Below are 14,282 nucleotides of genomic sequence, written 5' to 3'. Positions count from 1 at the left end.
AGTGAAAAATGACATCAAAAATTGAGATACAATCTAAAGTTCCGAAAATATAAACAACCCATTATAAAAACTCGTTTTGATTGATTACCTTTAAACTTTCTTTTCATTAACTATGGATAAACAGTCAGATCAGCACCTTCTTCTTATGAAACGGCTTCAGGAAATGCAGAAAGAGCAACTGACGATATCTGCTTTTAATCTTTCCTTTGCTAAGGTTTTAGACAAAGAAGAATTTCATTTTATTTTGAATCAAAATTTTAAAAATGAAGTAAGATGTAATGAAATTATCATTCTGAAAGCTGAAAATTCCACTGTTAAAAGTTTTTACAGCAGTTTTTCAATAGAAAAAGATCAGGAAAAACCAATGGATCTCTATTTTGAGCAATGTTTACAATCTCCGGAGCCCGTTTTATTTGATTTAAAAGATCTCTCTGAAAAGAATGATTCTGCCCCTTTTTACTGTAAAACAGCAAAAAGTTTAGGAATGCGAATGGCAGTGGGTTTTTCCTTACCTTCCATTCAGAAAAGTCAGGAAGTTGTTTTTCTATTTTATAAGAATTTTATTTCGACAGACGATATCCGCGAAAGAATTTTAGAAGGAATTTCCACCCAACTTTCGATTACGATTAGGAATATTTCTATTCAGCAACAATTAAAATTATTTCAAAATCATCCAATTTCTTCTGCATCGGAAATTAATACTGAAAAACAGGAAGCTAAAAAGGGATTTCACGGAATTATTGGCGACAGCGATATGATGCAGAAAGTATATGAACAGATTTCACAGGTGGCTCCTTCTCAGTCTAATGTCATTATTTATGGTGAAACGGGAACAGGAAAAGAACTGATAGCTAACGCCATCCATGAACTTTCTGATGCTTCAAATCAACCCATGATCCGGATCAATTGTGCAGCAATTCCAGCCCATCTTATTGAGTCTGAACTTTTCGGACACGAAAAAGGCAGCTTTACCGGAGCCACCGAACAACGCAAAGGAAAATTTGAACAGGCACACAATAGCACCATCTTTTTAGATGAAATTGGCGAACTTCCTCTGGAACTTCAAGGGCGCTTACTGAGGGTTTTACAGGAAAAAGAAATCGAAAGAATCGGCGGAAATCAAAGAATAAAAGTGAATGCTCGAGTAATTACCGCCACGAACAGAAATCTGGATCATGAAGTGGAGAAAGGTAATTTCAGAAGTGATCTTTTTTACCGACTGAATGTTTTTCCAATTCACCTTCCGCCTTTAAGAGACAGAAAAGAGGATATTCCGTTGCTGGCTAATTTTTTTCTTGAAAAACATTCTGAAAAATTAGGGAAGAAAGTGAAAGGTTTTTCTAAAAAAGTGATGGATTCCATGATTGAAAATTCATGGTTAGGAAATATCCGTGAACTCGAAAATATGGTAGAACGAAGTATTCTGACCACGAAAACAGCTACTATCACAGAAATGGCTTTTCCGAAAACGGTTGAAACTAAAAATACGGAAGATCATTTTCAAATTAAACCTCTTTATGAATTTGAAAAGGAATATATTGTAAAAGTCGTGGAAAAATGCAAGGGCAGAATTTCCGGTAAAAATGGAGCTGCCGTTTTGCTGGGATTACCTTCTACCACGTTGATTTCTAAAATGCAGAAATTAGGTATTGAGAAAAAGCACCATTTCAAAAAAATTGAATAATTTTTTAACCATTAAGAACATTTAAGTTATTAAGTTTAATGAAGAAAATTTTATAGGCTTTATAAACATTATACTGAAAAGCGAAGCTAATCTTAATATTCTAAACTTCTTAATCAAAATCTTAATGGTTTAAAATACTCAGACTTTCATACTCATTTCAATCTTTCCTGAGGAAAGCGCCCAGAAAATCCACAATCCGAGAATGATCATTAGTGCAACAACTGGAATCCAAAAGGAAAATGCCAACGCAATAATGTAAATCGGAAGTCCGTACAGATAGTTATTGTGAATTTTTCTAATGGCTTCATCGGTAATTCCGGGACGTAAAAGTTTTTTGTTTTTACTCGCCAGATACCATAATAAATTGTAGGCTAAATTAATCAGAACAAAAATTCCCGTATAGATTGCCACGACTACAGAAGCTGCTTCGCCATTGAAATATTTTGCCAATAATGCCGTCGGATATGAAACCGCGGAAACCAGAAAGAGAATCAATCCGTTGGCAAACATAATTCCTGAATTCCTGCTGTAAATCTGTTTGAAAATTTTATGGTGATTTACCCACATAATGAAAATACTGAAAAACGAAAGGATAAACGCCAAAAACGTTGGCCATTGGTTTTTCATAAAAATTAATATCTCGTTTCCATTGTTAATAGCATCTGCTTCCGGTACATGAAGATCGAGTACCAAAAGCGTGATGGCAATGGCAAAAACGCCGTCGCTGAAGCCTTCTATACGGCCGGTTTCTTTTTCCATGATTTCTTGTTAATTGTTGCTTGTTGGGTAACGCAAAGGAGCTAAGTTCATTTTATATTGTAGTGCTTGTAAGGCGCAAGGATTTTATCTTCGATAAAATTGAAGATTGATTTTTTGAAAAATTTTAATAGGTTTTTGGTTAAAGCCTTTATTTTATTTTTTGAAAGCAGACTAAAGTCTACTTCTATTAAATGAAATTATTCGTTACAATTTATTTATATCCTTTATCAATTCCCAGTTTTTTCATTTTAGAATACAAAGTTTGGGGCTGGATTTTCAATAATTCTGCGGCTCCGCCAGTTCCGGAAACTTTTCCGCCACAACTTTCGAGGGCATTCAGAATGTGATCTCTTTCCATTTCTTCCATTGATTTTAACTGTCCGTGAAATGGTTCCGCAGATTGCTCAACCGATTTTGGAAGTTCGAAATTTTCGATTTCAGTGGTTTTTGCCAAGAGAACGCTTCTTTCAATTAAGTGTTCTAGCTCTCGAATATTTCCGGGCCACTTATAGTGTAATAATTGCTCTAAAGCATTTTTACTAATGGAAGAAATATTTCTTCTTGAAGCTGTTGCATATTTATTCAGGAAAAAATTAGCTAATAATTCGATGTCTTCTTTTCTTTCTCGCAAAGGCGGTAATTCTATCGGGAATACATTTAACCTATAATATAAATCTAGTCTGAATCTGCCTTCTGCAACTTCTTTTTCCAAAGAACGATTGGTTGCGGCAACAATTCGTACATTGACTTTAAATGTTTTGTTTCCGCCCAATCTTTCGATTTCTTTTTCCTGTAAAACTCTCAATAATTTAACCTGAGAATCTAAAGGTAATTCACCAATTTCATCCAGGAAAATGGTTCCGTTATTCGCCTGTTCAAATTTCCCGATCCTTTGGGTATTTGCTCCTGTAAAGCTTCCTTTTTCATGTCCGAAAAGTTCGGATTCAATTAAAGATAAAGGTAATGCCGCACAATTGACAATCACGATTGGCTGATCTTTCCGGTCTGATAATTCATGGACAGAATGGGCAATTTTTTCCTTTCCTGTTCCACTTTCTCCGACCACCAAAACCGAAGTTTCTGTTGGAGCAACCACCCTCACTTTTTCAACAACATCCTGAAGAACTTTGCTTTTTCCGATGATTCCTTCAATTGATTCGTCGTCTGAATTTTGAATGAATTCACAACCTTTTTCAATATCAAAACGATATTTTGCAATGTCGAGCATCACAATCAGATCACGCTCACGGAAAGGTTTTACCATAAATCCGTAAGGTTGTGTTTCTTTTACCGCTTCCAACGTGGTTTGGTTGGTATTGGCAGAAATATATAAAAACGGCAGATTGATCTCACGCAATTCCCACGCAAGATCAATTCCTGTAAGATCGCCTTTCAGCATAATATCAAGCAACACCCAATCGGGCTTTTTTTCGGCAATAGATTTCCTGGCCTGAACCACTGATGAAGCAATTCCTGTGATTTGGTAGCCCGCCTTTATCAGCATGATTTTAAGATCATTGGCTACAATAAATTCATCTTCTACAATTAAGATTTTTTCTTTCATTTTTTATATGATCCACTTACTTTTCGTGAGCTTCAATTTCTGTATTTTTTCTAAATGTTATGGTAATTTTCAATCCGTTGTTGTTTTCAATTGAAAAATTTCCGTCAAGCTGATCGGTTAAGCCCCTCATTAAGTTCATCCCGAGAGATTCAGTTGCATCCATATCAAAACCTGCGGGAAGGCCTACTCCATTATCAGAAATTATTAATTCATAATTATCATTTCCTGTATTTTTAAAAGAGACAATAACTTCTCCTTTTTTATCATCAGGAAAGGCATATTTTGTCGTATTAATCACCGCTTCATTAATAATAAGCCCCATCGGAACTGCCTGTGCGACATCCAAAAAGACTTTTTCTGCATTTACGGTAAATTTAATCTTATTTTCAGAGGAATAACATTCTCTGATATAATTAATTAACTCATACATATACCAAGACATATCGATCATCGACAGGTTATCCGACTGATATAATTTCTGATGAATCAACGACATCGCATGCATTCTGTGCTGACTGTTTTGGATTGCCATCAAGGCGTCTTCATTATCCAAATAAGCGGACTGTGTATTCAGTAAACTAATTACAATCTGCAAATTATTTTTTACGCGATGATGAATTTCTTTTAACAACCATTCTTTTTCAGCGAGGAGTTTTTTAAGTTGCTCATTTTGTTCGTCGATCTGCTTACGTTTTAATTCTAATTTTTTATTAGCATTATTTTTAAGCCTTGATCGATTATAAAGCAAAGCCGCAAAGAGAATTAATACTAAAATGCTTCCTATAAAAACATATTTAATGAATGCATCATTCTCAATCTGAATATCCTGAAGCTTTCCTTTTTGAGTCAGCAACTGAATATTTTTATCTTTCTGCTCAGTTTCAAACTGAATTTTTAAACTGCCGATCTGTTTGCTTTTTTCACCATTAAAAACAGAATCCGAGAATTTTTTATACAACTGATAGTGGGTAATGGCATCCGCATATTTTCTCTGTGTAGAATCTGCTTTAAACAAAATCAGATGATTTTCTGAACGCAACATATCATTTCCGCTTTTCTTTGCCAAAGAGTCAAACAAAGTTGCTTCACGATACATTGCGGGATAATTTTTCGTCTGATAATGATAAAAAACAAAACTCCTTAATAATGAAGTCTGATTATCAAATTTTTCGCCATTTTCTCCGTAATGACCGACTAATTTTTTATAATAAGCTTCCGCATTTTTGAACTGCTTCGTGATCGTATAAGTGCTGAAAAGAATATAATCTTCTCTCATCTCAAACTGCTGGTCATCAATGGGATACTTAGCCTTATATTCTTTAATCATAGCAATTGCTTGATCAAACTTTTTCTGTCTGATCAACATGGTAGACATATTATTGGCAACCGTCCTTACGTAGCCGTTATCTTTATTTTTTTTGGCAATAATAAGAGCTTTTTCCCAATATCTCATCGCATCGTCATTCTGACGCAGATAATAATATACCATACCGACATTGCTACAAATAGAACTCATTTGCAAAGAGTTATCATTTACACTTAGTGCAATTTTTTCTGCAGCAAGACCATTTTTCAATGCTTCTTCGTAATTGGCTTTCTGAATTTCAGCCTGTGAAAGAAAATTATAAACGGCTTGCGTTTCTTTGAACTTTACCGACTGATAAACAGCCAGTGATTGTTTCAACAGATCAATCGACTTATCTGAATCTCCTTTTAAAAGATACAGTTCGCCCAAATCTTTTAATACAGATGCTTGTTTTATTTTGGATCCCGAATTTTTAAATAATGCCAATGCTTTTTCTTTAAGCTTGATTTTAGCATCAAAATTTTTAGGATCATTATCATATATAAAAGAAAGTTCTTCGTAGCCTTCTCCGGTTTGCTCCGTCATTTTATGTGTTTCAAAATAAGTAATAGAATTTTTTATTTTGGATAACGCAGCATCTTTATTCCCTCTTTCCCTATCTATTTTTGCATCCAGAAGCATAGATTTTCCTTTTCCTAAATTATCTTTTATTTTCAGGCTCAGGTTTATGGCTTCTTTATTAAGAATCACCGCACTGTCGAGATCTTTTTTCGCTTCTCCTTTTTTGTTTATATAAAAATCGCTCAGTTTTTGCAGCAAAGCTATTTTCTGAGAATTTTCTTTGGAAGAAGCAATCTGTGTTCTCAACAGTGCAGGGTTTTCTTTGGATTGAGCTTTTAATGATATACTTAAAAACATCAAAACCAATGAAAAACAAAATATCTTTAATGGATTTTCATTAATAAAACAAGGGCTCTTATTCATTTTTTAAAGATAATCTATTATCCTTTTATTTTCAGGTTTTATCAGCTATTTTTCCCGGTGATACAGATAGCAGATAATCATCGCCACACCCGGTAAAACCAGCGTTACCAATCCAAACTGCTTTCCTGCATACGCTCCTAAAAAACAGCCAACTAAAAAACCTAAAATGGTAATCAATTGTTTTTTCAGACTTGATAAAGCTTCGGGATGATGAAAACCGTTTTTCAGCAATGTTCCGAAATCCAAAGAAGCCTGTGTAACATTTCCTGTCATCATCGTCGTTGGGCCGTGCGTTTCTTTCGCATACAATTTTCCGAAGGCATTCTGAAGTCCCATTGCAAAAACCGCCATCATGGTTATTGCATACATCATCCATTCTTCAAAGGCATTATTATAATTTAAAATAGCTACAATGACTCCACTCAATAATAACAAAACACCTTCCCAGCATAAAATAGTGTAATGATTAAGGGCTTTTCCGGCGATTCTTCCTCCTGCAATTACTGCTAAAATAAAGACAGGAAAAGTCAACAGTTTCACCCACGCATGAACATCTGAACCTTTCACAAACTGGTAGGCAAACACGATAAAGTTTCCCGTAACATGGGCAGAAAAAATGGAATCTGCCGCCACAAAAGTCACTGTATCACAATAGCCTGCAATCATCGTCAGCAACAACGTAACAAAGCCAATATTATGTTTTATCTCCATGATTTTATTTTAAATGTGAACGAAGCATCCACGCCATTTTTTCGTGAGTTTCCAATAATCCGGTGATATAATCGCTTGTTCCGGCATCTTTAAATTCTACCGCAAAATTTTCTATATTTTCACGTAAATGAATTAAAATACTTTCGTGATCTGATAATAATTCTTTCATATACGTTAAACTGTCATTCGATTCTAAATGACTTTCAGAAAGATGAGTTAACGAAAGATATTCTCTCAACGTCGCCGGAGCGTAATGTCCCAACATTCTAATTCTCTCCGCCAAATCATCAATTATTCCGTCTAACTGCTGATATTGAGATTCAAAAAACAAATGTTTGTTATAAAAATCTTTTCCTTCTACGTTCCAATGCGCTTTTCTTGTTTTGGTGTACAGAATAAATTCGTCAGCTAGCGTCTGTATTAAAATTTCAGCAACTTTTGCCAAATTTTCGTTTTTAATTCCAATTGAAGTTTTCATTTTAAATAAGATTTAATAAATAATAATCAAGTGAATATTTTCCTGCGCCCAACGCAAGAATGAGTAATAATGATAAAGTGTACATAAACGGAACATCGCGCACCTCCAAAGAATCTTTTCTGTGAACCACAAAATATCCAAGGGCCGTCACACCAATTGTCGGTAAAACAGCGAGCCTTGTTCCCAATCCTAAAATGATTAAAAAAGGAACCACCAAATCTGCAAATGAAGCCACCAAAGCATTTATTTTATCAGGAAGCCCAAGCGGATTGGGGATAATTTCTTTCTGTCCGTTTTCCAGTCTGAATTTCTTTAAGCCATGAACTCTAAATAGCTGAACAGCAAAAAGTACACGAAAAATAAGAAATGCAATATCGTTGAAAGATGAACCCAAATTTGAGGTTAAAATTTGTTTTAAAATTTCCATAATTTTTAAGTTTAAAAAGCAAAACAAGAACAGCCTAAAGCTCCCCAAAATGTGTGATAATTATTCACCGGAAGGTTGCTCATTCTCGCTGCATTATGATTATGTTCGTGAACATCACAACTTCCAACACAACTATGAATCTGTGAAATCAAAGGAGTTTTCATTTGAGATTGTGCATTTTTCTCTATTTCTTTCTGAAAATGTCCACCGACAGGAGAATAACCGTTATACAAATTCGTTGGAGACCAATCCGGAAGAACAGGAATTGATGGCGGTGCAAAGCTTGAAAACTCTCCTTTTGCATAAACAATTTTTCCGTCAACAACCGTTATTTCAGATTCAATATTTTTGATTTCTTCATCTTCAACGGTAAAAAAATCCTGATTAAGAACCGCCAAATCCGCAAACATTCCCACCTGAATATCTCCTTTTTTCTCCTGTTCCTGAGAAAACCACGCGCTTCCTTTAGTGTATAATTCCAGCGCGGTTGCTCTATCTAACCTCGTTTCATGATACAATTGAAGTCCGCCAACCGTTTTCCCAACCGTCAGCCAATACATGGAAACCCACGGATTGTAACTGCTTACTCTCGTTGCATCCGAACCACCACCAACAGGCACTTCCATTTCCAGCATTTTTTTGATGTGTGGTGTACTTTCAGCAGCGGCAGAACCATACTGATCGGTAAAATATTCTCCCTGATAAGCCATTCTGCTTTGGATTGCGATTCCTCCGCCGAGCATTTTTACCCTTTCGATATTTTTTTCATCAATCGTTTCGGCATGATCAAAAATCCACGGCAATCCGTTGAAAGGAATATCCTGATTTACTTTTTCAAAAACATTTAAAAATCGGGAAATACTTTCATTGTATGTTGCGTGAAGTCTGAAAGGCCAACGGTTTTCAACCAGTAAACGGACTACTTTTTCAAGATCGGCTTCCATATTTTCAGGCAAATCGGGTCTTGGCTGAAGAAAATCTTCAAAATCTGCTGCCGAAAACACCAACATCTCTCCTGCCCCGTTGTGACGGTACATATCATCACCCTGATATAGTTTTACCGTATCAATCCAATCGCTGAAATCTTCGAACTCGTGCTTCGGTTTTTGGGTGAATAAATTGTAGGCGATTCTTACCGTTAACTGCTTTTTCTCGTTCAGTTCATTCACTACCTGATAATCATCCGGAAAGTTCTGGAAACCACCCCCGGCATCAATCACACTTGTAATCCCGAAACGGTTGAGTTCCGTCATAAAATGTCTTGTTGAATTCAGCTGATGTTCATAGGACAATTTCGGACCCTGTGCCAATGTGGAATACAAGATCATGGCGTTTGGTGTTGCAATAATTAATCCTGTAGGTTCTCCGTTTGCGTCTCTTTCGATGTGTCCGCCGGCCGGAGCCGGTGTATTTTTGTTGAATCCAACAGCTTTCAAAGCCGCTCTGTTCATTAAAGCTCTGTCGTATAAATGCAGAATAAAAACGGGAGTTTCAGGAGCAATCGCATTGATTTCTTCCAAAGTTGGCATTCTTCTTTCCGCAAACTGGAACTCTGACCAACCGCCAACCACACGAACCCATTGCGGAGAAGGCGTACGGTCGACCTGATCTTTCAGCATTCGAAGTGCATCTGATAAAGAAGGCACACCGTCCCATCGCAGTTCAAGATTATAATTTAATCCGCCACGAATCAAGTGAATGTGAGAATCATTAATTCCGGGAACGACTCTTTTCTTTTTCAAATCGATCATTTGAGTGGAATCATCTGAAAATTGTTCGCTTAAGCCATCATTTCCAACGGCGATAATTTTACCGTCTTTAATGGCAACTGCGGAAATTTCAGGTGTTTCTTTATTGAAACTGTGAACTTTTCCGTTATATAAAATTAGGTCTGCTTTCATTTTTTCTTATTTGGTGTTTAGTTTTGAAATGGCTTCCTGAATTCCTCCTCCGGCAATGGTAAAAAATGATGGTCCTGCCAGTAAAATCAGCTTCTGCAATTTGATTTTATCTGATAAATGCTGAGCATTTAAATACGTCTGCGTTCTGTAAGCATCGAAAGCTCCCAAAACCACATTTTCTGCCACCAGAGCCGTTGGAGAATCGATTCCTGCATCTTTAATGTCGCTCGCAAAAGAAACGGTTTTCACCTGTAATTTTAACGCTTCTCTCATCGCCACGCTTCCGATTTCTTTCATTAATTCGGCATCGAAAGAATTTCTGTTTCCTAAACCTATCAGTAATAATTTTTTAGAAGACAAACTTCCTTTTGGAGGCACAATTAGTAGCGTTTCTAATGCGTGAGCTTTAAATTTTCCGGTTTTTCTGACTTCGGTAACGGCTCCTTTTAACGCATCATCTAAATGAACCATTCCGTTGAGTTCTTTGGGAAGCGCAGGTGGGTTGAAAATATCACCGTCTGTATATTCGAAAACACAGGCAATCTGTAAGTCTGCGACTGCGGCAGAAGGTCCCTGAACAAGCCCGACCACGGAAATTCCGTCGACGTTTCCCCAAATTTTTGTGGTTCCGATTGCGGTCTTTGTTTCAGCGGTTTGTGCTGAAATAAAAGTTGTTGTTGAAGTGGTTAAAATCAATGCGGTGAACATTGTTTTAGACCAGCTGATGTATTTTGAAATTGATTTTTGCATAATTAAATGATTTTTGTTTTAATGTTGGAAATCGCAAAGGCGCAAAGCTTTTTTGCTATTGTTATATTTTAAGGCACAAGGATTTTATCTGTGATAAAATTTTATATTACTTTTTTACTTTTTAAATTCTATTGATAAACTGTCGTCACTTCGAGTAGGTTTTGCAAAAACCGTATCGAGAAGTTTTGTTTAGTGTTCTCGCTACATTTTTCTTCATTTCATTACGAAAAACACTCGAACTGACGGTGACAAATCCAAGATGATGATTGATCTTGGAAATATTCTCGTTGAGATCCCTACGGGATGACAAACTTTGGGGTTATTTTCTTCCCTTCAAATTGATGATTGACACCCTAGCCCCGATTGCAACGGCATCCTTTTTGGTTGCGGGCGAAGCGAAGCGGAGCCCGTAATCAAAAAGATACAGTGGAAAGCGGGATTAAGCTTCTTAAAAAGTTTTAGAGTAAGAGTGTTTTAGGGTTTTAGAGTTGATTTTTTTATGATTAAAATTTAAATCCTACGCGAATGTTATAAAAGACACCGCTTTTCGCATTCGGAATAATATCTTCGATAAAAGATCCTTTCTGGAAGTACTGAAACCCACTTACTAAATTGAAATATTTGTTAAAACTATAGGTGAAATTGGTTAAATAAGCTGTTCCGATATATCTTTTGTCTGAGCTGCTTCCGGGACGATTCAGGACACCGCTTGGTCGGTAAACCCCGTCGTTTAGGGAATATCGCCAGTTGAAAACGACATCGACCTGCATTTTCAGTTTTGACGTTAAATCCAGCGTCGCATAGGGATGAATATCTATTAAATTGACGGGCCCAACCTGTGGACTGAAACCAAAATATCCGCCTTTCGGATACAAAGGATTGAACGTATTGAGCTTTCCATCTTCTTTGGATTTATCTCCAGAAATATAGTCGTTTCGAAGATTGATGCTCGGTTTGAATTTTACATTTTCAAATAGATATCCAATGTCGACAGAACCCGTCCATGCGCTGATGTCTTTGTTTCCAAAAGTTCCGAACTGATAGGCTGCCTCCAGATTATATATGAATCCGCCACCATATTTCCAGAGTCTTCCGCCAATAGTATGGCGTTTTTCTTTGGCTGTTCCTACTTCAAAAACAGATTCATCTCTTCGAATTCCAATGTAATATAAATCCAGATTTCCGGCTTTCGGAATAATGATTTTCGAATACGCACCCCAAAGATTAAGCTGTTTTGAGACTTTATTATCAAAAACTCCGGTGTTGATGCTGTCTGCCATCATTGCAAACGCATCTACAGAAACATTTTTATGAGAATACATCGCTTTAGCTCCGGTAAAAGAAAGTCTTGCATTGGGACCTTCTCTTACAGAAATTAATCTTCCCGAACCATAATCCAGTTCCTGTCGCCCCACTCTGAATGTCAGTTTATGATCATTTTTATGAATCAAATCAGCATCAATAAATAAGTTCTGAATGCTTAACTGATCTTCATCAATTCCTCTGGAACCATTTTTTCTTCCGTTTTGTAAAGCACTTCGGACTTGTGAAAATATTCTGATATTTTTTCCGAGATGTAAATCTGCATGAAGATCATACCGTTGCAGGAAAAAGTTGTTGTGCCCAATATTCAGTCTGCCCCAATCTTCGTTGTTGAAATCTACATATTCATACCGCGCTTCGCCACCGAAAGATAGATAGATATCCTTCTTTTCGTTGAGCGGAAGAAATTTAACCTTATTATAAAAACTATCTGCCGAATCTTTTAAATATTCATAATTCTCATCATAGCGCAGGAGCTTAAAACTCTGAGCCGAAAGCATTTCTGAACATAAAAGAATCAAAACAATGGTGATTTTAAAAAACGATATGGAAGTAGATTTCAACATTGAAAATTGTATATAAATATTAGTGATTCAACATATTGTGAGCGTAGTGAATTCCCAATCCGTAAGAACCGCCGTATTTTTTCATCAGATTCGTTACCGGAACATATGTTTCCTGACGCGCCCAGTCTCTCTGAAGTTCAAGAATATACTGAATGGAAGTCACTGGTTTTACTCCCGCGTGAATCATTCTCTGAACGGCTCTTTCATGAGCTTCGTCTGTCACATCTCCACAAGCGTCGGTGATTACATACACGTCATAGCCTTCTTCCATTGCAGATAAAGCAGGTCCTACGATGCAAACGCCCGTCCATAACCCAGCAAAAACAAGCTTCTGTTTCTGAGTTCCTGTGATTGCTTTGTAAGCGTTTTCGTCTTCCCAAGTATTCATCGTTGTTCTGTCGATATAGCCTGAAGTAGCGATGGGAAATGCTTCTTCAATTTCCGGGAAAACAGGTCCTGCAAAGCTTTCTTCAGCAACGGTTGTTACGATGGTCGGAACGTTGAAAATTTTTGAAGCTCCGCAAACGACTGCAACGTTGTTACGTAGTTCGTTCATGGAAATACTTTTTGTGGCAAATGCCATTTGACCTTCAAAATCGATTAATACTAAGGCGTGATTTTCCGGAGAAAGTAGTTTTGATGATGGTTTCATATACTTTTATTTTAGTTGTTTGTTACTATTTTATTGTTGGATTTGTCGATTTATCGCAAAGGCGCAAAGTGATTTTAAATTTGTTTTGTTTTTAAGGCACAAGGATTTTATCTATGATAAAATTTTGAACCGTTGAGTTTTTGATTTGGTTAAGTTTTTTGATAAGCTGCGTCACTTCGAATAGATTTTGGATAAAAATCGTATCGAGAAGTTTTTACTATGATTAAAGTTCTCGATACATTTTTCTTCATTTCATTACGAAAAACACTCGAACTGACGACGGTTTTCTCATCAAAAAATCAATTAGTTTACAGACAGTTTTTTAATCAGTTCCGTGCTCATTTCATCGGCATAAATTCCATAGGCGCTCGTCATAATTCCTTTAATAGAATGCTTTTCGGAAGCGATTCCGTAGACTACATCTTCGTCTCCCTGATCGGTATCGCCTTCAAAACGGAAGGTGTATTCTATTCTGAAATCTTTTGGATAGAGATTAAGGAAATTGTTGAGGATGATGCAGTCGTTCTTCAGATTAAAATCTTCTGTAAAACCTTTTTGATTCAGCCACTGAACTGCCTCAGTCAACGTATCAAAAGCTGGCTGTGTATTCATTTTAAAAAAATAGTTGAATTATTCTGTGATGAATTCTAATAAATCTTTATTGATGGTTTCATGCTCTGTAGTCGGCATTCCGTGAGGGAAACCCGGATACGTGATCAATTTTCCGTTCTTTAATAATTTGGCAGATTTTATTGCTGAATTTTCAATTGGTACAATCTGATCATCTTCACCGTGAAGAACCAAAACAGGAAGTTCAACTGCTTTCAGATCTTCTGTTAAGTCTGTTTCAGAAAATGCTTTAATTCCATCATAATGAGCCACAATTCCTCCCATTAATCCCTGTCTCCACCAGTTTCTCTGTACACCATCTTTTACATTCGCTCCTTCTCTGTTGTAACCGTAGAAAGGGAAAGTAAGATCATAGTAAAACTGATTTCTGTTGTTTAAGGTTTGTTCTCTGATCCCATCAAAAACTGACATTGGAACACCGTCTGGATTGTTTTCGCTTTGTACCATTACCGGAGGAATCGCACTGATTAAAACCGCTTTTTTTGCTCTGCCGTTGGCGTATTTGTTGACATAACGAATAACTTCGCCACCACCTGTTGAGTGACCG

The 14,282-nt window shown here is 36.6% G+C and carries 13 protein-coding genes; 1 reads left to right on the top strand and 12 read right to left on the bottom strand.

The genetic code is table 11. The features are described 5' to 3' along the window. Positions 1-112 precede the first annotated feature (112 nt). Positions 113-1,684, top strand: coding sequence for a sigma-54 dependent transcriptional regulator (locus OXQ85_RS18925; protein WP_267406494.1), 1,572 nt, complete (start codon positions 113-115; stop codon positions 1,682-1,684). Positions 1,685-1,822: 138 nt separating this feature from the next. Here the strand turns inward: OXQ85_RS18925 and OXQ85_RS18920 are convergent, their stop codons facing one another. From OXQ85_RS18920 to OXQ85_RS18865, 12 genes are all read right to left on the bottom strand, one after another. Beyond that, positions 1,823-2,443 carry a TMEM175 family protein gene (locus OXQ85_RS18920; RefSeq protein WP_267406493.1) on the bottom strand — a complete coding sequence of 207 codons (621 nt, stop codon included), beginning with the start codon at positions 2,441-2,443 and terminating at the stop codon, positions 1,823-1,825. 211 nt (positions 2,444-2,654) lie between these two features. Beyond that, the gene (locus tag OXQ85_RS18915; protein WP_267406492.1) at positions 2,655-4,007 is read right to left on the bottom strand and encodes a sigma-54 dependent transcriptional regulator; all 1,353 of its coding nucleotides are present in this window, start codon (positions 4,005-4,007) and stop codon (positions 2,655-2,657) included. 16 nt (positions 4,008-4,023) lie between these two features. After that, positions 4,024-6,231 carry a histidine kinase dimerization/phosphoacceptor domain -containing protein gene (locus OXQ85_RS18910; protein ID WP_267406491.1) on the bottom strand — a complete coding sequence of 736 codons (2,208 nt, stop codon included), beginning with the start codon at positions 6,229-6,231 and terminating at the stop codon, positions 4,024-4,026. Between the two features lie 111 nt (positions 6,232-6,342). Beyond that, a complete protein-coding gene (locus OXQ85_RS18905; RefSeq protein WP_267406490.1) occupies positions 6,343-7,008 on the bottom strand; it encodes a YoaK family protein in 666 nt (221 codons plus the stop codon). A 4-nt stretch (positions 7,009-7,012) separates the two neighbouring features. Beyond that, positions 7,013-7,486, bottom strand: coding sequence for a DNA starvation/stationary phase protection protein (locus OXQ85_RS18900; RefSeq protein ID WP_267406489.1), 474 nt, complete (start codon positions 7,484-7,486; stop codon positions 7,013-7,015). A 1-nt stretch (position 7,487) separates the two neighbouring features. Beyond that, positions 7,488-7,913, bottom strand: coding sequence for a DoxX family protein (locus OXQ85_RS18895; RefSeq protein ID WP_267406488.1), 426 nt, complete (start codon positions 7,911-7,913; stop codon positions 7,488-7,490). An 11-nt stretch (positions 7,914-7,924) separates the two neighbouring features. Continuing rightward, entirely contained in the window at positions 7,925-9,814 is a 1,890-nt protein-coding gene (locus OXQ85_RS18890; protein ID WP_267406487.1) for an amidohydrolase, read from the bottom strand. Positions 9,815-9,820: 6 nt separating this feature from the next. Next, positions 9,821-10,564 carry a M17 family peptidase N-terminal domain-containing protein gene (locus tag OXQ85_RS18885; protein WP_267406486.1) on the bottom strand — a complete coding sequence of 248 codons (744 nt, stop codon included), beginning with the start codon at positions 10,562-10,564 and terminating at the stop codon, positions 9,821-9,823. A 503-nt stretch (positions 10,565-11,067) separates the two neighbouring features. After that, positions 11,068-12,453: an alginate export family protein gene (locus tag OXQ85_RS18880; protein ID WP_267406485.1), complete on the bottom strand. Its 1,386-nt coding sequence runs from the start codon at positions 12,451-12,453 to the stop codon at positions 11,068-11,070. 19 nt (positions 12,454-12,472) lie between these two features. Then, positions 12,473-13,105 (bottom strand): hydrolase, encoded by a 633-nt coding sequence (locus OXQ85_RS18875; RefSeq protein WP_267406484.1) that lies wholly within the window; start codon positions 13,103-13,105, stop codon positions 12,473-12,475. Positions 13,106-13,408: 303 nt separating this feature from the next. Next, a complete protein-coding gene (locus OXQ85_RS18870) occupies positions 13,409-13,717 on the bottom strand; it encodes a phosphoribosylpyrophosphate synthetase (RefSeq protein ID WP_267406483.1) in 309 nt (102 codons plus the stop codon). Positions 13,718-13,735: 18 nt separating this feature from the next. Continuing rightward, the coding region (locus OXQ85_RS18865; protein ID WP_267406482.1) for an alpha/beta hydrolase at positions 13,736-14,282 on the bottom strand (547 nt) is incomplete at its 5' end.

It is taken from the genome of Chryseobacterium sp. GM_Chr_2 (genome assembly GCF_026540445.1).
GTDB lineage: Bacteria > Bacteroidota > Bacteroidia > Flavobacteriales > Weeksellaceae > Chryseobacterium.
This window is presented reverse-complemented; position numbering and strand designations above follow the sequence as displayed.